This window comes from Kitasatospora sp. NBC_01539, assembly GCF_045040525.1.
Lineage (GTDB): Bacteria > Actinomycetota > Actinomycetes > Streptomycetales > Streptomycetaceae > Kitasatospora.
On sequence record NZ_CP109390.1, the window covers coordinates 3,092,727 to 3,117,043 of the forward strand.

The 24,317-nt window shown below is 73.6% G+C and carries 22 protein-coding genes; 6 read left to right on the forward strand and 16 right to left on the reverse strand.

Annotated features, from left to right (window positions below; translation table 11 throughout):
* Positions 1 to 296: 296 nt before the first annotated feature.
* From OG335_RS13180 to OG335_RS13190, 3 genes are all read right to left on the reverse strand, one after another.
* The gene (locus tag OG335_RS13180) at positions 297 to 1,085 is read right to left on the reverse strand and encodes a DUF3710 domain-containing protein (protein ID WP_405011289.1); all 789 of its coding nucleotides are present in this window, start codon (positions 1,083 to 1,085) and stop codon (positions 297 to 299) included.
* Between the two features lie 82 nt (positions 1,086 to 1,167).
* The gene (gene dut / locus OG335_RS13185; RefSeq protein ID WP_405011290.1) at positions 1,168 to 1,635 is read right to left on the reverse strand and encodes a dUTP diphosphatase; all 468 of its coding nucleotides are present in this window, start codon (positions 1,633 to 1,635) and stop codon (positions 1,168 to 1,170) included.
* Complete coding sequence (locus OG335_RS13190; protein ID WP_405015381.1) at positions 1,632 to 2,201, reverse strand: PaaI family thioesterase; 570 nt, start codon at positions 2,199 to 2,201, stop codon at positions 1,632 to 1,634. The genes dut and OG335_RS13190 overlap by 4 nt, the downstream gene beginning before the upstream one ends.
* Positions 2,202 to 2,358: 157 nt before the next feature.
* Here OG335_RS13190 and OG335_RS13195 point away from each other — a divergent pair, with 157 nt between their 5' ends.
* Positions 2,359 to 2,808 carry a DUF3093 domain-containing protein gene (locus OG335_RS13195; RefSeq protein ID WP_405011291.1) on the forward strand — a complete coding sequence of 150 codons (450 nt, stop codon included), beginning with the start codon at positions 2,359 to 2,361 and terminating at the stop codon, positions 2,806 to 2,808.
* Between the two features lie 348 nt (positions 2,809 to 3,156).
* Here OG335_RS13195 and OG335_RS13200 read toward each other — a convergent pair whose 3' ends face one another.
* From OG335_RS13200 to OG335_RS13215, 4 genes are all read right to left on the reverse strand, one after another.
* Complete coding sequence (locus OG335_RS13200) at positions 3,157 to 3,456, reverse strand: DUF4193 domain-containing protein (RefSeq protein ID WP_030277357.1); 300 nt, start codon at positions 3,454 to 3,456, stop codon at positions 3,157 to 3,159.
* A gap of 480 nt (positions 3,457 to 3,936) precedes the next feature.
* Positions 3,937 to 4,920: an acyl-ACP desaturase gene (locus OG335_RS13205; protein ID WP_405011292.1), complete on the reverse strand. Its 984-nt coding sequence runs from the start codon at positions 4,918 to 4,920 to the stop codon at positions 3,937 to 3,939.
* A gap of 343 nt (positions 4,921 to 5,263) precedes the next feature.
* The gene (locus OG335_RS13210) at positions 5,264 to 6,577 is read right to left on the reverse strand and encodes a sensor histidine kinase (RefSeq protein WP_405011293.1); all 1,314 of its coding nucleotides are present in this window, start codon (positions 6,575 to 6,577) and stop codon (positions 5,264 to 5,266) included.
* A 43-nt stretch (positions 6,578 to 6,620) separates the two neighbouring features.
* Positions 6,621 to 7,274 (reverse strand): response regulator transcription factor, encoded by a 654-nt coding sequence (locus OG335_RS13215; protein WP_405011294.1) that lies wholly within the window; start codon positions 7,272 to 7,274, stop codon positions 6,621 to 6,623.
* A 526-nt stretch (positions 7,275 to 7,800) separates the two neighbouring features.
* Here OG335_RS13215 and OG335_RS13220 point away from each other — a divergent pair.
* The gene (locus tag OG335_RS13220) at positions 7,801 to 7,986 is read left to right on the forward strand and encodes a hypothetical protein (RefSeq protein ID WP_405011295.1); all 186 of its coding nucleotides are present in this window, start codon (positions 7,801 to 7,803) and stop codon (positions 7,984 to 7,986) included.
* Positions 7,987 to 8,203: 217 nt separating this feature from the next.
* Here the strand turns inward: OG335_RS13220 and OG335_RS13225 are convergent, their stop codons facing one another.
* Both OG335_RS13225 and OG335_RS13230 read right to left on the reverse strand, forming a co-directional pair.
* Positions 8,204 to 9,019: an inositol monophosphatase family protein gene (locus OG335_RS13225; protein WP_405011296.1), complete on the reverse strand. Its 816-nt coding sequence runs from the start codon at positions 9,017 to 9,019 to the stop codon at positions 8,204 to 8,206.
* Between the two features lie 47 nt (positions 9,020 to 9,066).
* Entirely contained in the window at positions 9,067 to 10,203 is a 1,137-nt protein-coding gene (locus OG335_RS13230) for a ferrochelatase (protein WP_405011297.1), read from the reverse strand.
* A gap of 152 nt (positions 10,204 to 10,355) precedes the next feature.
* On the opposite strand from OG335_RS13230, the gene OG335_RS13235 reads away from it, so the two are divergent.
* The 3 genes from OG335_RS13235 to sepH all read left to right on the forward strand — a co-directional run bounded on the left by OG335_RS13235 (position 10,356) and on the right by sepH (position 14,542).
* A complete protein-coding gene (locus OG335_RS13235) occupies positions 10,356 to 11,603 on the forward strand; it encodes an MFS transporter (RefSeq protein ID WP_405011298.1) in 1,248 nt (415 codons plus the stop codon).
* Positions 11,604 to 11,712: 109 nt separating this feature from the next.
* Positions 11,713 to 13,029 carry a D-arabinono-1,4-lactone oxidase gene (locus tag OG335_RS13240; RefSeq protein WP_405011299.1) on the forward strand — a complete coding sequence of 439 codons (1,317 nt, stop codon included), beginning with the start codon at positions 11,713 to 11,715 and terminating at the stop codon, positions 13,027 to 13,029.
* Between the two features lie 442 nt (positions 13,030 to 13,471).
* Positions 13,472 to 14,542 (forward strand): septation protein SepH, encoded by a 1,071-nt coding sequence (gene sepH / locus OG335_RS13245; RefSeq protein WP_405011300.1) that lies wholly within the window; start codon positions 13,472 to 13,474, stop codon positions 14,540 to 14,542.
* 70 nt (positions 14,543 to 14,612) lie between these two features.
* Here the strand turns inward: sepH and OG335_RS13250 are convergent, their stop codons facing one another.
* The 5 genes from OG335_RS13250 to OG335_RS13270 all read right to left on the reverse strand — a co-directional run bounded on the left by OG335_RS13250 (position 14,613) and on the right by OG335_RS13270 (position 20,960).
* Positions 14,613 to 15,467 (reverse strand): sulfurtransferase, encoded by an 855-nt coding sequence (locus tag OG335_RS13250; protein ID WP_405011301.1) that lies wholly within the window; start codon positions 15,465 to 15,467, stop codon positions 14,613 to 14,615.
* A gap of 59 nt (positions 15,468 to 15,526) precedes the next feature.
* On the reverse strand, positions 15,527 to 16,183 hold the full coding sequence (locus OG335_RS13255) for a thymidine kinase (protein ID WP_405011302.1): 657 nt from the start codon (positions 16,181 to 16,183) through the stop codon (positions 15,527 to 15,529).
* A gap of 58 nt (positions 16,184 to 16,241) precedes the next feature.
* On the reverse strand, positions 16,242 to 17,399 hold the full coding sequence (locus tag OG335_RS13260) for an alkaline phosphatase family protein (protein ID WP_405011303.1): 1,158 nt from the start codon (positions 17,397 to 17,399) through the stop codon (positions 16,242 to 16,244).
* A gap of 15 nt (positions 17,400 to 17,414) precedes the next feature.
* Complete coding sequence (locus tag OG335_RS13265) at positions 17,415 to 18,005, reverse strand: DUF5998 family protein (RefSeq protein WP_405011304.1); 591 nt, start codon at positions 18,003 to 18,005, stop codon at positions 17,415 to 17,417.
* A gap of 111 nt (positions 18,006 to 18,116) precedes the next feature.
* Positions 18,117 to 20,960 (reverse strand): GNAT family N-acetyltransferase, encoded by a 2,844-nt coding sequence (locus OG335_RS13270; RefSeq protein WP_405015382.1) that lies wholly within the window; start codon positions 20,958 to 20,960, stop codon positions 18,117 to 18,119.
* Between the two features lie 202 nt (positions 20,961 to 21,162).
* Here OG335_RS13270 and OG335_RS13275 point away from each other — a divergent pair, with 202 nt between their 5' ends.
* Positions 21,163 to 21,441, forward strand: a complete 279-nt coding sequence (locus OG335_RS13275) for an HPr family phosphocarrier protein (protein ID WP_405011305.1) — start codon at positions 21,163 to 21,165, stop codon at positions 21,439 to 21,441.
* Positions 21,442 to 21,573: 132 nt separating this feature from the next.
* Here OG335_RS13275 and OG335_RS13280 read toward each other — a convergent pair whose 3' ends face one another.
* Together OG335_RS13280 and OG335_RS13285 are read right to left on the reverse strand one after the other, a co-directional pair.
* Complete coding sequence (locus tag OG335_RS13280) at positions 21,574 to 22,494, reverse strand: glutaminase (RefSeq protein ID WP_405011306.1); 921 nt, start codon at positions 22,492 to 22,494, stop codon at positions 21,574 to 21,576.
* A gap of 256 nt (positions 22,495 to 22,750) precedes the next feature.
* The gene (locus OG335_RS13285; RefSeq protein WP_405011307.1) at positions 22,751 to 23,944 is read right to left on the reverse strand and encodes an RtcB family protein; all 1,194 of its coding nucleotides are present in this window, start codon (positions 23,942 to 23,944) and stop codon (positions 22,751 to 22,753) included.
* Positions 23,945 to 24,317 lie beyond the last annotated feature (373 nt).

The following is a 24,317-nucleotide window of genomic DNA, read 5'->3' on the forward strand; positions in this document are numbered from 1 at the left end:
CCAGGAAATCCTGAGGCCGGGGATGTCAACATATCTGGCGTTGACTTTTGGCACGCTGTTGAGTTCTCAAGGAACGGACACTTCCTTCGGACCGCCTTCCAGCGGACCCTCCGGGTGTTTCGCTCTTTCGTGTTCCCAGCTTATCAGAGTGTTTCCGGCCCGTTTCACCGGGCTTTTTCTCTCCGACTCGCTTTTGCCGCCCCTCTCGGTGCGACTCCGGAACTGTACGGGGACCGGACCCCCGCAAGCAAATCGCCTCCGCCGGGCGGCGGCCCGGCGGAGGCGGAGCTGTCGGTTCAGTGGACCTCGGTGATCTCCGGGCCACGGGCGAACGGGTCGAGAGCGCCCCCGCCGAAGCGCGGGTCGCCCTCGGCGGGCGCACCGTCGGCCACCATCTGGGCGTCCTCGGGGAGCTTCAGCACGATCGGGTCGCGCGGCGCCATCGGCGTCTCGCCGCGGACGACGACCGTCTGCTGGAAGACCTGCTCCAGGATGCCGGCCATCTCGGGCTGGACCGCGGCCTGGCCGGAGATCACACCCCGGAGGAACCAGCGCGGCCCGTCACAGCCGACGAAGCGGACGAGCTGCACGCCCTGGGTGCCGTCGGGAAGCTGGACGGGGACCTGGGCGCGCAGGTGCCACCCGAGCGTGCCCTCCTCCTCCTCCACGAGGCCACCCTGCTGGGTGATGCCGTTCGCGATCTCGTCGCGGACCTCGCCCCAGATGCCCTCGGACTTCGGTGCGGCGAATGCCTGGAGCTGGATCGCGCTGTTGCCGAGGACCAGAGTGGCGGCGACGATGGCGTCCCCGGCCACCTCGACCCGGAGCTCCATGCCCTCGACCCCGGGCACGAGCAGACCTCCGAGGTCCACGCGGCCCTCCTCGGGCTTCTCGAGCTCCGAGACGTCCCACGGACCGTCCGGGCGCGGGGCCGGCGGCAGGCCGACCCGCTCCGTCGGGTCCAGCTCGGTGTCGTTCTCGCTCTCGGCGGAACCTTCGACGTCATCGGCCGTCTCGTCGGCGCTGATGGCGTCCTCGGCGAGCTGCTCGACAGCGTCCTCGCTCTTCTGGCGACGACGGAACACGGTCACTGTCCTTCCCGGTCCGGGGCTGAGGCCCGGGGACCGAAGTGAATACCTGCTCGGCTACTGCGAGACCGCGGGCATGCTAGACCGCGGCGTGGCCGCCGGTCGACCCGAACCCGCCTTCGGCTCGCGCCGAGCCGGGCAGCTCGGCCACCTCGTGGAACCGCGCTCTCTCGACCTGCTGGACGACCAGCTGGGCGATACGGTCCCCTCGGCGGAAGCTGACGCCTTCGCGCGGGTCCAGATTGACGACGATCACCTTGATCTCACCACGGTACCCGGCATCGACCGTCCCCGGGGCGTTCACGAGGGCAACTCCGCAACGAGCTGCGAGCCCGGATCGCGGGTGCACGAACGCCGCGTAACCGTCCGGCAGCGCAATGGCGACACCGGTGGGGAGAACCGCCCGCTCGCCGGGCGCGAGCTCGGCGTCGACGGTGGTGCGGAGGTCCGCGCCGGCGTCGCCGGGGTGCTCGTAGCCGGGGAGCGGGAGCTCCGGATCGATCCGCCTGATCAGGATGTCCACCGGCGGACGGGCAGTGCTGGTCACGGGTTCACCTCGAAGGCTCGGGCGCGCTTGAACAGATCCGGGTCGTCCAGGGCCTGCTTGATGTCCTCCGGACGACCGTGCGTGGTGAAGTGTTCCAGCTTCACCTGGACGAAGAGCGCCTGGGCCCTGACCGCCACCGGCCCGTCGGGGCCGCCGATGCGGCCCTCGGCCGCGCTGTAGACCTTGCGCCCGTGCACGCCGGTCACCCGGGCGTGGATATGGAGGTCGGCGTCGACCGGCACCGGGCGGACGAAGTCGGTCTCCAGCCGACCGGTCACCGCCGGGGCGTGCAGCAGCCAGCTCAGCGTGCCGAGCGCCTCGTCCATCGCCGTGGTCAGCACGCCGCCGTGGGCGAGGCCGGGCGCGCCCTGGTGGACCTCCCGGACGGTGAACCGCGAGTCGACGGTGAGGCCCTCGCCGGCCACCGCGGTCAGCCGCAGTCCCTGCGGGTGGTCGGGGCCGCAGCCGAAGCAGAGGTCGTAGTGCGGGTCGAGCACCGTCCCGGGGGCCGGCGCGCCGGAGGCCCGGGGCGGCAGGACCGCGCCGGGCGGCGGCGTGGTGGGCAGGAGCGCGACGGGGCGGGCCGCGGGGTCGTCGTCGGCGCTGCCGGGCGTCGGGGCGGAGGCGATGGATCCGGTCACAGCGGGGACCTTACCTGCCGGTAGCAACGGTTGAGGAGGGGTCGCGGCCGGAGTCCGCGGTCGGGCCGCCCACAATGGGGGCATGTACGACGAACGCCTCACCGTGCCCCGGTCCTGGTGGCTGCTCACCCTCGCCACCGGGTTCTCGTTCGCCCTGATCCTGCTGCGCTTCAGCGCCCTCGGCGCGCTGATCGGACTGGTCGTCGGCATCGCCGCGACCGCGGCGGCCCTCAGCAGCTACGGCTCGGCCCGGATCAGGGTGGTGCAGGGGTCGCTCGTCGCGGGGCAGGCCCGGATCCCGGTCGACGCCCTGGGCGGCGTCGAGGTCCTCAACCCGTCCGAGGCGGTCGCCTGGCGCTCGGTGAAGGCCGACCCGCGCGCCTTCATGCTGCTGCGGAGCTACGTCCCGACCGCGCTGCGGGTGGAGGTCACCGACCCGGCCGACCCCACGCCGTACCTGTACCTCTCGACGCGTTCGCCGCAGAAACTGGCCGACGCGCTGCAGGGCTCCCGCCGGGGTCCCCAGCGCTGACCCCCTGACGCCCCCTGGAGGGCCCGTGGCAGGCCGTACGGCCGATGCCCGGGCCCTTCTCCGTCTTCCGGCCGCTCCGGGCGGAGGCGGGCGGGAGGCGTCCTCCCGCTCGCGCCCGGTCGAGCCGCGCGGGGACGGGCGGAGGCGGGCCGTCCGGGCCCGGAGACGGAGGAGGGACGGCTCCGCGGGTGCGGACCGTCCCCATGCTCCTCGTGTCGCAGGCCTGACTCCTGCGGGTGCGGCACCCCGTGGGGTCCGCGTCGGCCTCCGGCCCTGCTGCCCAGGGCCGGCGGGATGACCTGCCGGGCCGACGGTGAGGCGTCGGGCCCGGGCCGTTCCCCGCGGTGCTCAGGCGCCGCAGTCCCGGCAGATCGGCTGCCCGTTCTTCTCGCTGTACAGCTGGCTGCGGTGGTGCACCAGGAAGCAGCTCATGCAGGTGAACTCGTCGGCCTGGCGCGGCAGCACCCTGACCGACAGCTCCTCGTTCGAGAGGTCTGCCCCGGGCAGCTCGAGGCCCTCCGCCGCGTCGAACTCGTCGATGTCGACCGAACCGGTCGTCTTCTCGTTTCGGCGCGCCTTCAGTTCCTCGATGCTGTCCTCGTTGAGGTCGTCATCGGTCTTACGTGGGGTGTCGTAGTCCGTTGCCATGTTTCGCTCTCCCCCTTTGGGTGTGTGCGGGTATCTCCAGCGCACGTAACGCGTGGGGGGCCGGTCTTGTGCCCGACCCGAGGCGGAGATTTTGCCTTACTTCAAGCCCCGTTACTCAATCGACACCCGGTTTCGGACCCGTTGGGGTGACCGAATGGCGTTCGGACACCCTGGCCGGGCCTCACCCGTATGGGTGCGCATCCCGGACGGGGCGGCTACCGAAGGTAGCCGGACCCCGCCACTCCGGCGGCCAAATCACCTCAACTGCAGGCTATTTGGCGCCAGATCGACAAATCGGTGAACTTCGGGGGCCGTCACCCTGCGCCACGGTCCGCGACGGCGCGTCCGCGGCCGGACGGCCTCGGCCGAACGTGTCGGGCGGCACGGTGTGAGCCTGCTCACACCGGGGGCCTTTCCGAAAAATCATGACAATCCGGCCCGCCCCGAACGCCCGCCACGGCGGGGCAGGACGGGCGCGGATCACTTCCGGGCGGCGTTGGCGGCGCGGCGCGCGAGCAGCGCGGCCTGCCGCTCGTCGAACTTCGTGGCCTGCGCGTCGAGGCCTTCCAGGAAGACGCCGAGGCGGTCCTGCGCGGCCTGGCCGGACGCGCCCAGCCCGGTGGTCTCCATGACCTTCAGGTTGCGGAGCACGGGCTGCAGGACGTCGTCGAGGTGGATCCGCAGGTTGTACACGCCGCCGATGGCGATCTGGACCGCCGAGCGCTCGAAGCCGGGCATGCCGTGGCCCGGCATCCGGAAGTCGGTGACGACCTCGGTGATGGCGTTCATCGCCTCGTCCGGCGCGATCTCCAGGGCCGCCCGGAGGAGGTTCCGGTAGAAGACCATGTGGAGGTTCTCGTCGTTGGCGATCTTCGCCAACAGCTGGTCGCAGAGCGGGTCGCCGGAGTGGTGGCCGGTGTTCCGGTGCGAGATGCGGGTGGCGAGCTCCTGGAAGGCCACGTACGCGACGGAGTGCAGCATGCTGTGCGAGTTGTCCGACTCGAAGCCCTCCGCCATGTGCGTCATGCGGGCCCGCTCCAGCTCCACCGGGTCGACGGCCCGGGTGGCGAGGAGGTAGTCGCGGATGGCTATCCCGTGCCGGCCCTCCTCCGCCGTCCAGCGGTGCACCCAGGTGCCCCAGGCGCCCTCGCGGCCGAACATCGTCGCGATCTCGTGGTGGTAGCTCGGGAGGTTGTCCTCGGTGAGCAGGTTGACCACGAGCGAGATCCTGGCCAGCGGGGTGACCTTGGACTGGTCCAGCGACCACGCCTCGCCGCCGAGCACGCCGTCGAAGTCGCGCCCCTGGCCCCACGGCACGTACTCGTGCGGCATCCACTCCTTGGCGACCTTGAGGTGGCGGTCCAGCTCGGTCTCCACGACCTCTTCCAGCGCCATGATCAGCTTGGCGTCGGTCCAGGCGGTCGACACGGGCGGGGCGGTGCGCTGCGGGGGTGCTGTGGTCATGGCTGGTGCTCCTTGGGCGGCGTCCGGCGCATCGGGCGCGAGCGCCGGGCGGCGCACGGACGGTGTCGGGAACGGATCGGGGCGGGGGCCCGGGAGGGGGCCTGACGAGCGGGACGCGGGCCCCGGGCCGACCTCTCGCGAGGTCCGGGACCGACTCACTTACGGATGCGTAGGTTACGACACCGTAAGTTGTTCCGGCAGCAAAAGACAAGCCGCCCCTGCCAGCGCTTATGTCGTTCTGACACGGCGGCAGGGGCGGGCGTTCGCGGTCGGTGATGGTGAGCGCACGGAGCGGCGCCGGGCGACGGGGCCGGCCCGGCCGGGGAGGCCGCGCAGGGCGGCCTCAGAGGCCGGGGATCCGCACCCGGACGGTCAGGCCGCCACCGGGGCGCGGGGCGGCCTCGATGGTGCCCCCGTGGGCCCGCACGACGGACCGGACGATGGACAGGCCGAGGCCCACCCCCTTGTCGCTGCGCGTGCGGTCCGCGCCCTTCACCCGGCGGAACGGCTCGAAGATGTGCTCCATCTCGTAGCCGGGCACGACCGGGCCGGTGTTCGAGACGGTGAGCTCGCCGATCCCGCCCGGGGCCGGCGCGGTGGAGATCTCCACCCAGCCGTCGGGGCTGTTGTAGCGCACCGCGTTCTGCAGCAGGTTCAGCGCGATCCGCTCCAGCAGGATGCCGTTGCCCGAGACGGTCACCGGGTTGAGCTCGGGCCGCAGGTCGACCTCCCGGCCGGCCGCCTCCGGGCGGAGCTGCTCCAGGGCGCGCAGCGCCACCTCGGACAGCTCGACCGGCCGCCGGTCGAGGATCTCGTTGTCGCTGCGCGCGAGCAGGAGCAGTCCCTCCACGAGCTGCTCGCTGCGCTCGTTGGTGGCGAGCAGCGTCTTGCCGAGCTGCTGGAGGTCGGCGGAGGCCGCCGGGTCGGAGAGCTGCACCTCCAGCAGGGTCCGGTTGATCGCCAGCGGGGTGCGCAGCTCGTGGGAGGCGTTGGCGACGAAGCGGCGCTGCGAGTCGAAGGAGCGGTCGAGCCGGTCGAGCATGTCGTCGAAGGTGTCGGCGAGCTCCTTGAGCTCGTCGTCGGGGCCGTCGAGCTGGATGCGCCGGTGCAGGTCGGAGCCGGCCACCTCGCGGGCGGTGCGGGTGATCCGGCCGAGCGGCCGCAGCACCCGGCCGGCCATGGCGTAGCCGGCGACGAAGGCGATCACGGCCAGGCAGATGAGCGCGGTGAGGGCCTTGCGGAGCAGCAGGTTGAGCGAGCGGTCGGCCTCGGCGTCCTGGTAGTGGTCGAGCCACCGGGTGAGGTCGGCCTGGGTGGTGATGACCGTGCCGTCGGGGGTGGTGATGGTGACGCCGGGGCCGAGGCGGAGCGAGGGCAGGGTGGCGTTCTGCATGGCCTCGCGGACGAAGTAGTACATCAGCAGCAGCAGGACGACGCCGGCCATCAGGAACATGCCGCCGTAGAGCAGCGTGAGGCGGATCCGGACGGTGGGGCGGAGCGAGAACCACGCGAAGAGGCCGTCTCCTGGCTGGTACTCCGTGGTGGCCCTCGGCGTGGAGGTGGGGCCCAGTGGCGGGCGGGCGGGGCGCGGGGGCACCCGGCCCGGGCCGCCGGCGGGCGCGCCGGGGGCCCCGCCGGCGGGGGGCGGGGTGGTCATGGCCTGTCCTCTCGGGTGCTGCGGGTCGGTCCGGGGTGCCGGGTCAGATGCGGTAGCCGGAGCCGGGCACGGTGACGATCACGGCGGGGTCGCCGAGCTTGCGGCGCAGGGTCATCACGGTGACCCGGACGACGTTGGTGAACGGGTCGGTGTGCTCGTCCCAGGCCTTCTCCAGGAGCTGTTCGGCGGAGACGACGGCGCCTCCGGCGCGCATCAGCACCTCCAGGACGGCGAACTCCTTGGGGGCGAGCTGGACGGTCCGGCCGTCGCGGAGCACCTCGCGGCGGCCGGGGTCGAGGCTGATGCCCGCGCGTTCCAGCACCGGCGGCAGGGGGACGGTGGCGCGGCGGCCCAGGGCGCGTACGCGGGCGACGAGTTCGCTGAAGGCGAACGGCTTGGGCAGGTAGTCGTCGGCGCCGATCTCCAGCCCCTCGACGCGGTCGCTGATGTCGCCGGACGCGGTCAGCATGATGACCCGGGTGGCCAGGCCCTGCTCGACGACCTTGCGGCAGACGTCGTCGCCGTGGACCAGCGGGAGGTCGCGGTCGAGGACGACGACGTCGTAGTCGTTGACGGCGATGCGCTGCAGGGCGGCCTCCCCGTCGTACACCACGTCGACGGCCATGGCCTCGCGGCGCAGCCCGGTGGCCACGGCCTCGGCGAGCAGCTGCTCGTCCTCGACGACGAGTACCCGCACGGTGGTTGTCCCTTCCTCAGGAGCGGCCCGCCGTGCTCCGCCCGGGCGAGCCGTGGTGCGCCGGACGCGGAGCGGGCCCGGGGGCGGGCTCCGACGGTGCCTCCATCCTGCCTGGTCCCCGGGTAAAGCAGCAGTAAGCGGGGGCGCTCCGGCGGGCTCGGCCCCCGCCGACCGGCGTCGACGTGCGGGGAGCGGCCCGCGACGGGCGGTCGGGCCGGTGGTCCGCGCTCCGTTTGGACTGTGACACGGGCAACTTTTCCGCCTTTTCCCTCCGGGGGAGGTTTCCCCGCGACGGGGCTGGGGAGGACAAGCTCACACCGCGATCGCGCCGTGCGCGGATCGCACCCACCCGCCGTGTGTTCATCCGCACCGGTTCGGGGGATCGATGTCACCGGGAGCGGCCGACGAGCCGTCTCCGCGCCCACCCCGGGGAACCAGCACCGCCCCGCCGTGGCACGTCCCGTGACAGGACCGCCGACCGGGGAGCACGCGGATCCGTGCCCGTCCGACACAGCAAGGGGGCCGTATGGACGCCTTCACCACCGGAATCCTGCAGCGCATACAGAACGCGGAGCAGGACCTCCACCGCGCTCTCGAGTCCGGGGACGAGTTCCTGGCCGAGGTCGAGCAGTCCGAGCTCGAGGACCTGCGCCGGCTGGCCGCCGAGCACGGCGTCGATCCGGTGCACGAGATGCACCGGTCGGCCGCCTGACCCGGGAGCAGGCCCGGCACCGTCCGTCCCGCTCCGGCGGGGCCCGTGACATCAGCAGCATCGCAGGACCCATCAGCGAGCCCTGGCACCGTCCGTGTGCCAGGGCCCCTTCGCTGCCCGGGCCCGCAGGCGCCCCGCCCGGGGGGCCTGCGGGCCCGTCGGCGTTCCCGGGCCCGTCGGCGTTCCCGGGGCGGGCGGCGGGTGTCCGGTCGCGGGCTCAGTCGTGCCAGGCGCCGAGGGCGTCGAGGCGGGCCCGGAGGGGTTCGAGGACGCCGGGCACGCCGGCGACGGTGAGTTCGCCGTCGGCGGGGCGTCCCGGGCGGCCGCCGGAGAGCGCGCCGGCCTCGTGGGCGATCAGCAGGCCCGCCGCGTGGTCCCAGGGTTTGAGGCCGCGCTCGTAGAAGGCGTCGATCCGGCCGGCCGCGAGGTCGCACAGGTCGACGGCGGCGGCGCCCGCCCTGCGGATGTCCCGCACCTCGGGCATCAGGGCCAGCAGGACCTCCGCCTGGTGGACGCGGACGGCCTGGACGTAGTTGAAGCCGGTGGCCACCAGTGCCTGTCCCCACGGCGGTGCCGGGCGGACGGCGGCAGGGCGGCCGTCGAGGTGGGCGCCGCCGCCGCGGACGGCGTGGAAGAGCTCCCCGCGGGCGGGTACGGCGACGACGCCGACGACGGCCTCGCCGTCGAGTTCGGCGGCCACGCTGACACCCCAGGAGGGTAGCCCGTACAGGTAGTTGACGGTGCCGTCGAGCGGGTCGACGACCCAGCGCACCCCGGAGGTGCCGGGGCGCTCGGTGCCCTCCTCGCCGAGGTAGCCGTCGTCGGGGCGGCGGGTGGCGACGAGTTCCTGGACGAGCTTCTCGGAGGCGAGGTCCATCTCCGTCACGACGTCGACGGGGCTGCTCTTCGTGGCGGCGACGCCGAGGTCGGCGGGCCGGCCGTCGAGGAGCAGCGCGCCGGCCGCGCGGGCGGCCTCGACGGCGACGGCGAGCAGGTCGGCGAGCAGGGTCTCGGACGCGTCGGGTGCGGGCACGCTGGTTCCTCCTGGGGTACGGGCGGGCGGACGGGCCGGTGGCCGGGTCACTGCTCGGCGGCGGCGGGCCTCGGCGCCCGGGGGTTGGGGCAGCAGGCGACGGCGCAGACGTCGTGGCTCGGTCCGAGGGCGCCCAGGGCGCAGCGGTCCACCGGGGCGCCGCGCTCGGTGGCGGCGCGCTCCAGGACGAGCTCGCGGACGGCGGCGGTGAAGCGGGGGTCGGTCCCGACGGTGGCGGCGCGGGTGAGCGGCAGGCCGAGCTCGGCGGCCTTGGCCACCGCCTCGGTGTCGAGGTCGTAGCGGACCTCCATGTGGTCGGAGACGAAGCCGATCGGCACCAGGACGGCGGCGGGCGTGCCCTCGGCGTGCAGCTCCGCCAGGCGGTCGCAGACGTCGGGCTCCAGCCACGGGGTGTGCGGGGCGCCGCTGCGGCTCTGGTAGACGAGCTCCCAGGGGCGGTCGGCGACGCCGGTGGCGTCCGCGACGGCGTCGGCGACGAGCCGGGCGACGGCGAGGTGCTGGGCGACGTACGCGCCGCCGTCGTGGCCGCGGGCCGGGTCGTCGGGGGCGCCGGAGGTGTCGGCCATGGCGACGGGGACGGAGTGCGTGGTGAAGACGAGGCGGGCGCCGTCGCGGACGGCGGCGGGGATCCCGGTGAGCGCGGCGAGGGTCGCGTCGGTCATCGGTCCGACGAAGCCGGGGTGGTTGTAGAAGTGCCGGAGCTTGTCGACGCGCAGCGCGGGCAGGCCCTCGGCGTCGAGGGTGGCCAGGGCGTCGGCGAGGTTCTCGCGGTACTGGCGGCAGCCGGAGTACCCGGCGTACGCGCTGGTGGCGAGGGTGAGCACGCGGCGGTGGCCGTCGGCGGCGATCTCCCGCAGGGTGTCGGTCAGGTAGGGGGCCCAGTTCCGGTTGCCCCAGTAGACCGGCAGGTCGAGTCCGTGGCCGGCGAAGTCCTTGCGGAGCGCGGCGAGCAGCTCGCGGTTCTGCTCGTTGATCGGGCTGATCCCGCCGAAGAGGAAGTAGTGGCGGCCGACCTCGGCCAGGCGCTCCTTGGGGATGCCGCGGCCCCGGGTGACGTTCTCCAGGAACGGGACGACGTCCTCCGGTCCCTCCGGGCCGCCGAAGGAGAGCAGCAGCAGCGCGTCGTAGGGGGCGTGGTCGGTGGAGGTGTGCGAGTCGGACATGGCTCCGATCCTGCCACCCGGTGCGGAGGCGCAGGCGGCGGGCGGCCGTTCGGGGCGAAATGTCGTCGCAGGAACGTCGGGACGGTTCGTAAGCTGGAGGTTCGTAAGCTGTCCATACGATCGACGTTCCTTACCGACCCGCCGGAGCACCAGTGCTGTCCAGTTACCGCCAGATCTTCGCCGCACCCGGCAGCCTGGCCTTCTCCGCCAGCGGGTTCGTCTCCCGGCTGCCCATCTCGATGACGGGCATCGGCATCGTCACCATGCTCTCCCAGCTGCGCGGCTCGTACGGCATCGCGGGCGCCGTCTCCGCGCTGCTCGCACTCTCCGCCGCCGCCCTGGGGCCGCAGGTCTCGCGCCTGGTCGACCGGTACGGGCAGCGCCGGGTGACCCTCCCCGCGACCGCGCTCACGCTGGTGGCCGCGACCGCGCTGCTGGCCTGCGCCCGGCTGGGGGCGCCGGACTGGACGCTGTTCGTGTGCGCGGTCGGGATGGGCGTGATGCCGAGCACCGGTTCGATGGTGCGGGCCCGCTGGGCGCACCTCTACCGCGACCGGCCGGAGCGGCTGCACACCGCGTACTCCTTCGAGGCCGTCATGGACGAGGTGTGCTTCATCGTCGGGCCGATCCTGTCGATCGGGCTCGCCACGGCGGTGTTCCCGGAGGCCGGGGTCGCGCTGGCGGCGGTGTTCCTGCTGGTCGGCGTGGTGCTGTTCACCGCGCAGCGCCGTACCGAGCCGCCGGTGCACCCGGCGGACCACCGGGCGGGCGGTTCGGCGATCCGCTCGGCCGGCCTGCAGGTGCTGGTGGTGACCTTCGTGGCCACTGGTGCGATCTTCGGCTCGGTCGAGGTGGTCACGGTCGCGTTCGCGGAGGACCAGGGCCACACCGCCGCGTCCAGCCTGGTGCTCGCGGTGTACGCCCTGGGCTCCTGCCTGGCCGGGGTCGTGTTCGGCGCGCTGCGGCCGAAGGGGTCGATGGCCGGGCGGTTCCTCGGCGGGGTGGCGGCGATGGCCGTCGGCATGCTGCCGCTGGTGCTGGTGGCGACGCTGCTGGACGGCACGGCCGGCCTGGCGGGCATCGGTGCGGCGCTGTTCCTGGCCGGGCTCTCCATCTCCCCCACGATGATCACGGCGATGGCACTGGTCGAACGGCTCGTCCCGGCCGCGCGGCTCACCGAGGGCATGACGTGGACCACGACCGGGCTCGCCCTCGGCGTGGCGCTCGGCTCCTCCACGGCGGGCTGGGTGGTCGACGGCGCGGGCAGCGCCACCGCGTACTGGGTGCCGGTCTCCGCGGCGCTGTTCGCCGTGGTCACCGCGGTCGGCGGCCTGCCGAGGCTGCGCAGCGGCCTCCGCAGCCCCGATCCGGAACCGGTCGCCAGCACCACCGGCCCCTGAGGGCGCCGTGCCGGGGGCCGGGCTCCCCCGACCGGGCATGGACCGGCGGGAACCGAGTGACTACGCTCCCCCTACTTGACGGTAGTTTCGTGAGCAGGAGGCACCCCGCATGCCCCACGGCACCACCCCCGGCACCTGGAACAACTGGGCTGGCAACCAGAGCGCCCGGCCCGCCCGGGTCGCCGTCCCGTCCTCGGCCGAGGAGATCGGCGAGACGGTGCGCCGGGCCGCCGGGCAGGGGCAGCGGGTGAAGGCCGTCGGCTCGGGCCACTCCTTCACCGCGATCGCCTCGGCGGGCGACGCGGTGCTCGTCCGGCCCGACGCGCTCACCGCCGTCCGCGAGCTGGACCGGGAGGCGGGCACGGTCACGGTCGAGTCCGGGCTCACCCTGGACCGGCTGAACCGGCTGCTCGCCGCCGCCGGGCTATCGCTCACCAACATGGGCGACATCGAGGTGCAGACCGTGGCCGGCGCGACGAGCACCGGCACGCACGGCACCGGCCGCGAGTCGGGCTCGCTCGCGGCGCAGATCCGGGCGCTGGAGATCGTGCTCGCGGACGGCAGCGTGCGGCACTGCTCCCCCACCGAGAACCCCGGGCTCTTCCAGGGCGCCCGGCTGGGCCTCGGCGCGCTCGGCGTGGTCAGCGCGATCACCTTCGGCGTCGAGCCGGCCTTCCTCCTCACCGCGCACGAGAAGCCGATGACGTTCGACGCGGTGCTCGCGGAGTTCGACCACCTGGCGGCGGTCAACGAGCACTTCGAGTTCTACTGGTTCCCGCACACGGACCTGTGCACCACCAAGCGCAACAACCGCAGCCAGGGCCCGGCCGCGCCGCTGCCGCGGTTCAGGTCCTGGCTGGAGGACGACTTCCTGTCGAACACCGTGTGGGAGGGCGTCTGCCGGGTGGGCCGCCGCGTCCCCGCGGCGATCCCCTCGATCGCGCAGGTCGCCGGGCGCGCCTGGTCGGAGCGGACGTACACCGACACCGCGTACAAGGTGTTCACCAGCCCGCGGCGGGTGCGCTTCATCGAGATGGAGTACGCCGTGCCGCGCGAGGCCGGCACCGCCGTGCTGCGCGAGCTGAAGGCCCTCGTGGAGCGCTCCGACTGGCGGATCAGCTTCCCGGTGGAGGTGCGGGTGGCCCCGGCCGACGACCTGTGGATGTCCACCGCGAACGGCCGGGACAGCGTCTACATCGCCGTCCACCTCTACCGGGGCACGACGGACCCCGGCTACTTCACCGAGGTCGAGCGGCTCATGACGGCCTACCGGGGCCGCCCGCACTGGGGGAAGCTGCACACCCGCGACGCCGCGTACCTGGCGGACGTCTATCCGCACTTCGGCGACTTCACCGCGCTGCGCGACGAGGTCGACCCGGACCGGGTCTTCACCAACGACTACCTGCGCCGGGTGTTGGGTTCCTGAAGCCGCGTCAGCCCGCCGCCGGGGCATCCGAAATGAGGACGATTCGGCTCATCGGGTACGCCACGGGACACAACGGACGACATGTCGGTGCCGGGCGGTCGATATATGTGAAGATGATCACTGTTCGGCGATCGACCCGCCCGCTCCGGTGCGCCCGCTCTTGAGATTCCGGTGAATCGCGGGAGACTTGAGCGGCGAGCCGCCCCGCCGGATGCCACGAATGGAGTACTGTTCGTGGGGCCTGAGCCTTCGGTGATCCTGTTGACCGCCCGTCTGACAGCGGCCCTGGGGCCCGGACGCGACGTCGACCGGCGACGTGGCGAACAGGCAACCGTGCCACAACGGCGTACCGGGTTCGAAGCCCGACACGCCGGGTAACTCTGCAAGGTTGTGGCCAGTCGCAGGCGGGCAGGCCACACTCAGTACGGGAGCAGCGACGCAGGTGACGTCGGCAGGCACCACCCGGGAGGTAACCGTGCCCGAACTGCGCGTCGTGGCCGTCAGCAACGACGGCACACGGCTGGTGCTCAAGGCTGCCGACAGCACGGAGTACACCCTCCCCATCGACGAGCGGCTGCGCGCCGCCGTCCGTGGCGACCGGCCCCGCCTCGGCCAGATCGAGATCGAGGTCGAGAGCCACCTCCGCCCCCGCGACATCCAGGCCCGGATACGAGCCGGTGCCTCCGCCGAGGAGGTCGCACAGGCCGCGGGCATCTCCGTCGACCGCGTCCGGCGCTTCGAGGGCCCCGTGCTCGCCGAGCGCGCCTTCATGGCCGAACGCGCCCGCAAGACCGCGATCCGCCGGCACGGCGAGTCGACCGGCCCCCAGCTGGGCGAGGCCGTCGCCGAACGCCTGACCCTGCGCGCCGCCGAGAAGGACACCGAGCAGTGGGACTCCTGGCGCCGCGACGACGGCACCTGGGAGATCGTCCTCGTCTACCGCGCCGACGGCGAGCACCGCCGGGCGTGCTGGACGTACGACCCGCCCCGCCGCCTGGTCCAGCCGACCGACGACGAGGCCCGCGCACTGATCGGCGAGAGCGTCGAACGCGACGAGGACTCGGTCTTCCCGTTCATCCCGCGGATCGCCCGGCTCCCCCAGGACCGGCCGGCCCGCCCGATGATCGAGCGGCCCTCGGCCGACCGGATCATGTCGTCGCGGGAGGTCCGCGAGGTGCGCGAGGCCACGGCCGAGAACCGCGACTCGCTCACCAGCCTGCTCGACGTGGTGCCCGCCTACCGCGGCGACCTGGCGATCGGCCCGGCGCCCGAGCCGGTCGTCGCCGAGGAACCCGAGGTGGTCGAGGAACCGGCCGCCCCCGCCGCCCAGGTCGGCGCCGGATCGGCGTACGCGGACATCCTGATGCCCCGCGCGGTCGCCCCGCACCGCGAGCGGCTCGTCGGCACCACCGACCGGCAGGCCGAGGCCGACGGCGTCCGCCCCGGCCGCCGCGCGACCGTGCCCAGCTGGGACGAGATCGTCTTCGGCAGCCGCCGCAAGAAGCAGGAGTAGGCAGCACCGCACGCACGGAGGGCGGCCACCCGGTCGGGTGGCCGCCCTCCGTGCTGCCGGGCCCGGTCCGTCAGCCGGGAAGCTCCCCGGTGGCCGCCGGACGCGACGCGTCACCCGACCACTCGCTCCACGAACCCGGATACAGTGCCGCGCCGCCGATCCCCGCCACCTCCAGCGCCAGCAGCGCGTGCGCGGCCGTCACCCCGGAACCGCAGTACACCGCCGTCTCCCGGCCGCCCGCGCCGAGCGCGGAGAACCGCTCGGCCAGCTCCCCGGCACTGCGGAACCGGCCGTCCGGACCGACGCTGTCACCGGTCGGCGCCGACACCGCCCCCGGGATGTGCCCGGCCCGCGGGTCGACCGGCTCCACCTCGCCGCGGTACCGCTCGCCCGCCCGTGCGTCCAGCAGCAGCCCCGTCCGCGCCAGCTCCGCCGCACCGTCGGCGTCCACCGTCCGCACCTGCCCCGGCACCGGCTTGAAGTCGCCCTCGGCCGGCGCCGCCGGCTCGACCGACTCGGGCAGCCCGGCCGCCCGCCACGCGGTCAGCCCCCCGTCCAGCACCCGGACGTCGCCGTGCCCCGCCCAGCGCAGCAGCCACCAGGCCCGGGCCGCCGACATCGCCGGCCCCGCGTCGTACACCACCACCGGACGGTCCGCCGTCACACCGGCCCGGCGCATGGCCGCACCGAACACCTCCGGGTCGGGCAGCGGATGGCGGCCCGCCGCGCCCGGCGCCGCGGCCAGCTCGGAATCGAGGTCGACGTAGTGGGCACCCGGCAGGTGCCCGGCCGCGTACTCCCCGGCACCGGGCGGACCGCCCAGCTGCCAGCGGACGTCGAGCAGGACGGGCGGGCGCGGGCCGGCGAGCGCGGCGGCGAGCCCGTCGACGGAGATCAGGGGTGAGAGGGCACCGGAAGACGTCATGACGGCCATTCTTGCGCCTGCCGCCGCCCCGGTCAGCGGATTGCCCGCCCCGGCCCCGATCAGGCCGGCTGGTCGCCGAACGGCAGGACGTCCGGGGAGAGCACCGACGCGCGGGCCGTCGCCGCCGTCAGCCGCCGCCGGTGGTGGCGCCGGCACAGCACCTCGTACCCGATCTGGTCCTCCGACACGGCGACGTCGCCCACGACGACCTGCGCCCCCTCGACGACCATCACCCCGCCCACCGTCCGCGCGTTGTGCGTGGCCCGCGCCCCGCACCAGCACAGCGCCTCCACCTGCAGCACCTCCACCCGGTCGGCCAGCTCGATCAGGCGCTGCGAACCGGGGAACAGCCGGGTGCGGAAGTCCGTCGTGATGCCGAACGTGTAGACGTCGATGCCGAGTTCGTCGACGACCCGGGCCAACTGGTCGATCTGCTCGGCGGAGAAGAACTGGGCCTCGTCGCAGATCAGGTAGTCGGCCTTGCCGCCCGCCGACAGCAGGTGCACCACGTGCGACTGGAAGTCGAAGTCGTCGGCGACCTCCACCGCGTCGGCCCGCAGACCGAGCCGGCTGGAGATCGTCGCCGTACCGGCACGGTCGTGGCGGGTGAAGATGATGCCCTGCCGCCCCCGCGCCGCGTGGTTGTGGTCCATCTGGAGCGCCAGCGTCGACTTGCCGCAGTCCATCGTGCCCGAGAAGAAGACCAGTTCAGCCATGGGTGGGACGAGGACCTTTCGGGACGGACGGTCGGGGCGGATTCGGTGCCGGAACGGATCAGGTACGGACGTCGAGCAGCGGCACGAGCTGCTCGACCGCGGTCATCGAGCCGTGCAGCCCGATCATCGAGGACTCGCCGGGCTCGGAACGCGAGGCCGTCACCGCGACGTCGTCACGGGCCGCCGCCACCACGTCGCCGATCCGGTCGTAGACCCGGTCGTCGACCACGGGGCCGAACCAGCCCGCCGCTATCGCCTGGTCACGGGTGGCCACCCACATGCGGTCGCCGAGCACCTCGCTCCACACCGTGAACACGTCGGCCGCGGCACCCGGCACCGCGTACACGTGCCGGGCCCGGCCCTCGCCGCCGAGCAGCGCGACACCGGCCGACAGCTCCCAGTCGTCGTCGAAGTCCACCCGGTCCTCCGGCGCGATGTCGATCATGCCGTGGTCGGCCGTGACGTACAGCGCCGACCGCGGCGGCAACTGCTCCGCGAGCCGCTTCACCAGCCGGTCCACCGTGTTCAACGTCATCCGCCACTCGTCCGAGTCGACCCCGAACCGGTGCCCCGCACCGTCGAGCTCACTCACGTACGTGTAGACCAGCGCCCGGTCGTGCTCGGCCAGCCAGCGGGCCGCCAGGTCCATCCGCTCCTCACCCGTCGTCCGGCCGAGGAACGTGCCGCCCGACAACGCCACCTGCGTCAGCGGCGTCTGCGCGAACAACGGCGACGACACCTGCGCCGTCGCCACACCTGCCGCGTCCACCCGCTCGAACACCGTCGGGTACGGCTGCCACTCCCGCGGCGGCACCGGCGGCTGCCAGCGCAACTGGTTCATCAACTGCGCCCGGCCGGGGATCCGCACCGTGTACCCCGCCAGCCCGTGCAGACCGGGCGTGAGACCGGTGCCCACCGACGCCAGCGAGGTCGCCGTCGTCGACGGGAAACCCGCCGTGATCGGACGGGCGCCCGCCGTCAGCGACGTCAGGAACGGCGCGTACTCCGGGTGCCGGCGGATCAGCTCCCAGCCCATGCCGTCGACCAGGAAGACACAGACCCGGTCCGCCGGCTCCAGCAGCAGCCCGCTCTCGAAACCGGGCACGCCGAGGCCCGCCGCCACCGCGGGCAGCAGATCGGCCAGGGACCCGCAGCCGTAGGCCGGGACCGGGGCGTCGGAAGGATCGAGGATCTCGAAGGCGTCGTAACCCAGCATGCGGCGCGGCGGCCCTCAGACCCCGGCCGAGGTGGTCGCCTCGGACAGCGCGCGCGCGAACACCAGCGCCTGCGCGACCGTCTCCGGCCCGTCACCCGCCTCACTGACCCGCAGCGACAGGTCGTCCGCGGTCGCCGAACCCGTGTAACCGTGATCGGCGTCGCAGTTCGGGTCCGAACAGCCCGCCGGCTCCAGATCGAGACGCTGCACCGCACCCCAGCCGATCGTCAGCACGACCTCGCGCGGCAGCGTGCCCGGCGTGTACGTCTCCGGGTTCGCGACCATGCGGCTCAGCACCACCGAGGTGATCCGGTCGAGCCGCACGCTCTCCGTCGACGTCGTCGCGTACGGCACCGGCGTCGCCGCGTCGCCGTTCTGCTCGTCGGTGTGGCTGACCACGAACCGCGAGGCGGTCAGCACCAGCACGGTCACGTGCCGGCGGACCTCGTTCGCGTCGAAGGTCGTCTCCTGGTGCACCAGGTAGGAGGTGATCGGCTCGGGGCCCACCGCGGCTTCCACGGCCTCGGACACCAGGGCCGGGTAGTAGCCGCTGCGCTCGATCGCGGAACGCAGGTCCTGCGTGGTGGTGGTACCGGTCTTGGCCATGTCTCCATCCTGGCATGTCCCGCCGACGAAGCGGGCGGCACTGCGCCGAGCTTCCGGAGGCCCCGTCGAGCGGGCGTGTGGCGCGCCGCCGTCCGGCGCAGCCAAGCAAGGTTACAGGCTGCTCATGGCCCGCGGTCCCAGGTCGGTGCGCACCGGCAGCGGCGCGATCCGCACGGTGGCCCCCAGCACCGCGAGCCCGTGCGGTGCCACCACCACCGGTTCGAGGTCGACCGAGGCCACCTCCGGCAGGTCGTCGACCAGGCGTGACACCCGCAGCAGCACGTCCTCCAGGGCATCCGTGTCGACCGGGTCGGCACCGCGCCAGCCGAACAGCAGCGGAGCCGCCCGCACCTCCCGGATCAGCGCGGCGACGTCCTGGTCGGTGGCCGGGACCAACCGGTGCGCGAGGTCGCCCAGCAGCTCGGCCGGGGCCCCCGCCAGGCCGAAGCTGAGAATCGTGCCGACCGCCGGGTCGACGCTCGCCGCGATCACGGTGTCGACACCGCGCGGGGCCAGCTGCTGCACCACCAGCCGGGCCCCGGCCGCGCCGCCGAGCAGGGCGTCCAGCTCGCGGTGGGCCCGGCGCAGCCCCTCCTCGCCGGTCAGGTCCAGCCGCACACTGCCCAGGTCCGGCCGGTGCCGGAGGTGGTCCGCGGTCGCCTTGAGCGCGACCGGGTAGCCCAGCGCGGCCGCCGCCCGCACCGCGCTCTCCTCGTCCGGGGCGGGCAGCACCGGCCGCACCTCGATGCCGTAGCAGCCGAGCAGCGTCGCGGCGTCCGCCTCGGGCAGGGTGATCCGGGCGCCCCCGGGCTGGGTCCGGGCCGCCACCGCCTGACGGGTGTCCAGCGCGGCCTCGACCAGCGCCCGGGCACGGCTCTCCGACACGCCCTCCAGCTCCGGCACCCGCGCGGTCCGCTCCGCCTCCGCGCTGCTCCGGCGCCAGTCCGCGTAGCGCACGGCGTTGGCGAGGGCGTGCACCGCACGCTCCGGCGCCGGGTACGCCGGGATCCGGCCCGCCCGGAGCCGGTCCGCGAGACCGGTCAGCGCGAGGTGCGTCAGGAGCAGCGGCTTCCCGACCTCGCGGGCGCGCACCCCCGCGTCCAGCAGGGCCGCGGCGACGTCCGCGTCGTCCTCGGCGAGATCCGCGTCGTCCTCGGCGAGATCCGCGTCGTCCTCGGCGGCGTCCGGGCCGGGCAGCGGCGCACCGTGACTGCCGATCGGCGGGATGGCCACCGCGATCACCGCGTCGACGGACGGGTCGAGCAGCGCGACGTCCAGCGCGATCCGGAAGTTCTCCCCGGTCGCCGCCGTGGTCAGGTCGACGGGCGTCCGCGGACGGAGCCCGCTGCCCAGGCAGGCGTCGTGGGTGAGCAGCCCCAGCGAGTCGGAGTTGCCCACCACCGCGACCCGGTCACCCGCCGGCAGTGGCTGCCCGGCCAGCAGCTCGCCCGTGTCGAAGAGATCGGTGATGGTCTCCACCCGCACCACCCCCGCCTGCTGGAACAGCGCGTCGACGGTCGCGTCCCGCAGTCTGCTGGAGGCCGGCTGGACGGCGTGCCCCGGCGGCAGGCTGCCCGTGTGCCGGGCGCCCTTCACCACGACGATCGGCTTCGCCGCCGCGAGGCGCCGGGCGATCCGGGTGAACTTGCGGGGATTGCCGAACGACTCCAGGTACAGCAGGACGACCTCGGTGGCGTCGTCCTCCTCCCAGTACTGCAGCAGGTCGTTGCCGGAGACGTCCCCCCGGTTGCCCACCGAGGCGAACGACGACACGCCGAGCCCCCGGCGCCGCGCGGCCTCCAGCAGCGCCACCCCGATCGCACCCGACTGGCAGAACACGCCGAACGGGCCGCGATCCGGCAGCACCGGCGCCAGCGAGGCGTTCAGCGGCTGCTCCGGATCGGTGCCGATCAGCCCGAACGCGTTCGGGCCGATCACCCGCATCCCCGCCGCCCGTGCCTGCCGCACCAGCGCCCGCTGCCGGTCACGGCCGTCCGGCCCGGTCTCCGCGTACCCGGCCGTCAGCACCACCAGACCCTGCACCCCGTGCGCACCGCAGTCCGCGACCACCGACGGCACCGCGGACTCCGGCACCGCGATCAGCGCGAGATCGACCGGCCCCGGGATGTCCAGCAGCGAACCGTGCGTCGGCACCCCGTCGAGCACCGTGCCCGCCGGAGCACCCCGGTTCACCGCGTACACCGGGCCCCGGAACCCCGCGAGACTGCGCAGCAGGCTGCGGCCCACCGACTGCGGGTTGCGCGACACACCGACCACCGCGACCGAGCGCGGCGTCAGCAGGCGCTGCACCGAGCGCGCCTCGGCACGGTGCTCGCGGGCCCGCATCACCGCCAGCGACGCCGCGGTCGGCTCCAGGTCGAACTCCAGGTGCACGACACCGTCGGCGAAGCTGCGCCGCTGGGTGTAGCCGGCGTCGGTGAAGACCTTCACCATCTTGCGGTTCTCCGGCAGCACCTCCGCCGTGAACCTGCGGATGCCGCGCTCCTGGGCGACCGCCGCGATGTGCTCCAGCAGGGCCGAGGCCACGCCGCGGCCCTGGTGGGCGTCCTGGACGAGGAAGGCCACCTCGGCGTCGGTGCCGGTCTCCGAGGGCCGCCCGTCGGCGTCGATCCGGTCGTAGCGGACGGTGGCGATGAAGTGGTCGCGGACGACGACGGCCAGGCCGACCCGGTTCACGTAGTCGTGGTGGGTGAAGCGCCGGACGTCCCGGTCGGACAGCCGCGGGTACGGGGCGAAGAACCGGAAGTACTTCGACTGGTCCGACACCTGGCCGTAGAACGCGACGAGCCGGTCGGCGTCGGCGGGGGTGATCGGCCGGATCCGGGCCGTGCCGCCGTCGCGCAGCACGACGTCGGCCTCCCAGTGCTGGGGGTAGCCGTGCGCGCCGGCCTCGTCGGTGCGCGGTCGCGCCGCGGAGTCGTCCACAGTCGCCAGGTTATCCGGGACTACGGGCGGCGAGCCGCATGGCGGGCACCCCGGGGACGGGCGAGGGTGAAGAGGTCGCGGGCGCACGGCCTGCGCGGACGCCTCGCGCCCGCCTCGCGGAGAGGTGCGGCGGCGTGCGGCGGAACGTCCACGTCGTGCGACACTGGTCTAGACAACTTGCACCACCCAGCACCACCGAAAGGCACGTCCCATGGCAGAGCGCCGCGTCACCGTCGGTTGGGCCGAAGGCCTGCACGCCCGTCCCGCCTCGATCTTCGTCCGCGCCGTGACGTCCACGGGCGTGCCCGTCACCATCGCCAAGGAGGGCGGCGCACCCGTCAACGCCGGCTCCATGCTGGGCCTGCTCGCCCTCGGCGCGGCCGGCGGCGACGCCGTCGTCCTCGCCTCCGCGGCCGACGGCGCCGACGAGGCCCTCGACCGCCTCGCCCAGCTCGTCCAGAACGGCCTCGACGCGCTGCCCGAGGCCTGAGAGACAGGCCCACAGGTCCGGCAGAACGGCCCGAAGGGGTGCACCGCGGTGGGCGGTGCACCCCTTCGGCGTGATCCGACCCGTGACCGGCGGGAGCTCGGGCCGGCACGGCAGGCGGAGAGTGGGCGCTCCTCAGAACACCGACCAGCCGGTCGCCGTCGTCAGCGCGTCCAGCGCGGCCACGCCCAGCACCGAGTTGCCCGCGGCGTCGAGGCCCGGGCTCCACACGCACACCGCACCGCGGCCCGGCAGCACCGCCAGCACCCCGCCGCCGACCCCGCTCTTGCCGGGCAGCCCGACGCGGTACGCGAACTCGCCCGCCGCGTCGTACGTGCCGCAGGTCAGCAGCACCGCGTTGATCCGCTTGGCCTCACTGCGGCTCAACAGCCGCGAGCCGTCCGTCCGCAGGCCGTGCCGGGCCAGGAACAGACCCGCCAACGCGAGATCACGGCAGCTCGCCGAGATCGCGCAGTGCGCGTAGTAGTGCGCGAGCACGCTGTCGACCGGGTTGCGCAGGTTGCCGTAACTCGCCATGAAGTGCGCCATCGCCGCGTTCCGGTGCCCGTGCCGGGCCTCCGAGGCCGCCACCGCGTCGTCCGTCACGACCGCGTCGTTGCCCGACTCTCGGCGCAGGAACTCCCGTACCGCGCCGACCGCGTCGCCCGTCAGCTCCAGCAGCCGGTCCGTCACCACCAGCGCGCCCGCGTTGATGAACGGGTTGCGCGGGATGCCGTGCTCCGACTCCAGCTGCACCAGCGAGTTGAACGGATTGCCGGACGGCTCCCGCCCGACCCCCCGCCACAGGTCCTCCCCGCCCTCGGCGAGTGCCAGCGCCAGGGTGAAGAGCTTCGACACCGACTGGACGGAGAAGGCCTGCTGCCACGCCCCCGCACCGAACACCTCACCGTCGACCGTGGCGATCGCCATCCCGAACGCCTCCGGGTCGGCCGCGGCCAGCGCCGGGATGTAGTCGGCCGGCTTTCCCCGGGCCGGCTCCCGTCGGGCGGTCTCCATCGCGTCCTGCAGCAGTACCTGGTAATCCACGCAGGCCATTGTGACCGGTCGGCGGCCGGCGGGTCCGCCCCGTCCAGGCCCGACGACGGGGACCCGGAACACGTCGGCTCGCGGAGGACCGCACCCCCGGATGATCCGCCGACGAACGGGCTGCGCCGGGGCCGGATCCGCCGCGGAGTGGCGGCACGAACGGCTCCGACCCCGGCCGCACGGTCAGCAGTTGCACCATGCGCCGGCGGCGGCTGCGCGGGCAGGCGGAGGCCGGGGCACGCGGACTGCGCGCCCCGGCCCGAGGTCAGCCCTTCACGCAGATGACCTGCTTGAGGTGGGCGACCACCTCGACGAGGTCCTTCTGCTGGTCCATCACCTTCTCGATCGACTTGTACGCGCCAGGGATCTCGTCGACCACACCGGCGTCCTTGCGGCACTCCACACCCGCCGTCTGCTCGACGAGGTCGCGCGTGGTGAACCGCTTCTTCGCCGCGGTGCGGCTCATCTTGCGGCCCGCGCCGTGCGAGGCCGAGTTGAACGCGGCGTCGTTGCCGAGGCCGCGGACGATGTACGAACCGGTGCCCATCGAACCCGGGATGATGCCGTAGTCGCCCGACCCGGCCCGGATCGCGCCCTTGCGGGTGACGAGCAGGTCGACGCCGTCGTACCGCTCCTCCGCCACGTAGTTGTGGTGGCAGCTGATCATCTGCTCGAACGCGATCTTCGCCTTCGGGAACTCCCGGCGGACGACGTCCTGGAACAGCGCCATCATCATCGCGCGGTTGTGCTTGGCGTACTCCTGCGCCCAGAACAGGTCCTGACGGTAGGCGTTCATCTGCGGGGTGTCCGCGATGAACACCGCGAGGTCGCGGTCGATCAGGCCCTGGTTGTGCGGCAGCGAGCGGGCCACGCCCATGTGGTGCTCGGCGAGCTCCTTGCCGATGTTGCGCGAACCGGAGTGCAGCATCAGCCAGACCACGCCGGTGCCGTCAACACACAGCTCCACGAAGTGATTTCCGGATCCGAGCGTGCCCATCTGCTGCGCCGCCCGCTCGCGCCGCCACCGAACCTCGGACGCGATGCCGTCGAAACGGTCCCAGAAGTCGTCCCAGCGTCCCGCGGCGAAGCCGTGCAGCTTCCCCGCGTCGACCGGGTCGCTGTGCATGCCGCGGCCGACCGGGATGACCTGCTCGATCTTCGAGCGCAGCCGGGACAGGTCGTCCGGCAGGTCCTTCGCGGTGAGCGAGGTCTTGACGGCGGTCATGCCGCAGCCGATGTCCACGCCGACCGCGGCCGGGCAGACGGCGCCGTTCATGGCGATGACGGAGCCGACGGTGGCGCCCTTGCCCAGGTGCACGTCGGGCATGACGGCGAGGCCGTGCAGCCACGGCAGGGTGCTGATGTTGCGCAGCTGCTGCATGGCCTGACCCTCGACGGTGGCGGGGTCGGTCCACATCCGGATCGGGACGCGGACGCCGGGTACCTCGGTGTACGTCATGGTGGTTCGACCTCCACGGGTCGGCTGGTTCCAGCGTAGGTGTGATGCCGCGCGAAGGGTCCCGGTGCGGCTCGGGGAAGTCCTGTGGGGCGGGCGGACCGCTCAGGCGGTCGGACAGGCGGAGGACGGTCGCGAGGACGGCCTCGGGGAGCGCCGGTACATGGGCTCGACCCGCATGACGACCGTCTCCTTCCGCTCTGTTGCCCGGGTGTGGCCGGCGTATGGCCGCCGGTGCCGGAAGACATCTAGCCACGCGCGGGCAGGCCGCCGCAACGGAGTTTCGGGGCCCCTTCGCGCGCCGCCGGGGTCGTTCGCGGTGGCCGTTCGCCGTGATCGTTCCGCGGGGAACGCGGGCCCGGGCCGCGGTGGTTGC

Coding starts and splice junctions, on each gene's coding strand:
- OG335_RS13240 (WP_405011299.1), top strand. CDS start 11,713: ATGCCCCACGGCACCACCCCCGGCACCTGGAACAACTGGGCTGGCAAC.
- OG335_RS13285 (WP_405011307.1), bottom strand. CDS start 23,944: ATGACGTACACCGAGGTACCCGGCGTCCGCGTCCCGATCCGGATGTGG.
- OG335_RS13195 (WP_405011291.1), top strand. CDS start 2,359: ATGTACGACGAACGCCTCACCGTGCCCCGGTCCTGGTGGCTGCTCACC.
- OG335_RS13265 (WP_405011304.1), bottom strand. CDS start 18,005: ATGGCCAAGACCGGTACCACCACCACGCAGGACCTGCGTTCCGCGATC.
- OG335_RS13205 (WP_405011292.1), bottom strand. CDS start 4,920: ATGACCACAGCACCCCCGCAGCGCACCGCCCCGCCCGTGTCGACCGCC.
- OG335_RS13230 (WP_405011297.1), bottom strand. CDS start 10,203: ATGTCCGACTCGCACACCTCCACCGACCACGCCCCCTACGACGCGCTG.
- OG335_RS13220 (WP_405011295.1), top strand. CDS start 7,801: ATGGACGCCTTCACCACCGGAATCCTGCAGCGCATACAGAACGCGGAG.
- OG335_RS13275 (WP_405011305.1), top strand. CDS start 21,163: ATGGCAGAGCGCCGCGTCACCGTCGGTTGGGCCGAAGGCCTGCACGCC.
- OG335_RS13210 (WP_405011293.1), bottom strand. CDS start 6,577: ATGACCACCCCGCCCCCCGCCGGCGGGGCCCCCGGCGCGCCCGCCGGC.
- OG335_RS13255 (WP_405011302.1), bottom strand. CDS start 16,183: ATGGCTGAACTGGTCTTCTTCTCGGGCACGATGGACTGCGGCAAGTCG.
- OG335_RS13260 (WP_405011303.1), bottom strand. CDS start 17,399: ATGCTGGGTTACGACGCCTTCGAGATCCTCGATCCTTCCGACGCCCCG.
- OG335_RS13250 (WP_405011301.1), bottom strand. CDS start 15,467: ATGACGTCTTCCGGTGCCCTCTCACCCCTGATCTCCGTCGACGGGCTC.
- OG335_RS13280 (WP_405011306.1), bottom strand. CDS start 22,494: ATGGCCTGCGTGGATTACCAGGTACTGCTGCAGGACGCGATGGAGACC.
- OG335_RS13200 (WP_030277357.1), bottom strand. CDS start 3,456: ATGGCAACGGACTACGACACCCCACGTAAGACCGATGACGACCTCAAC.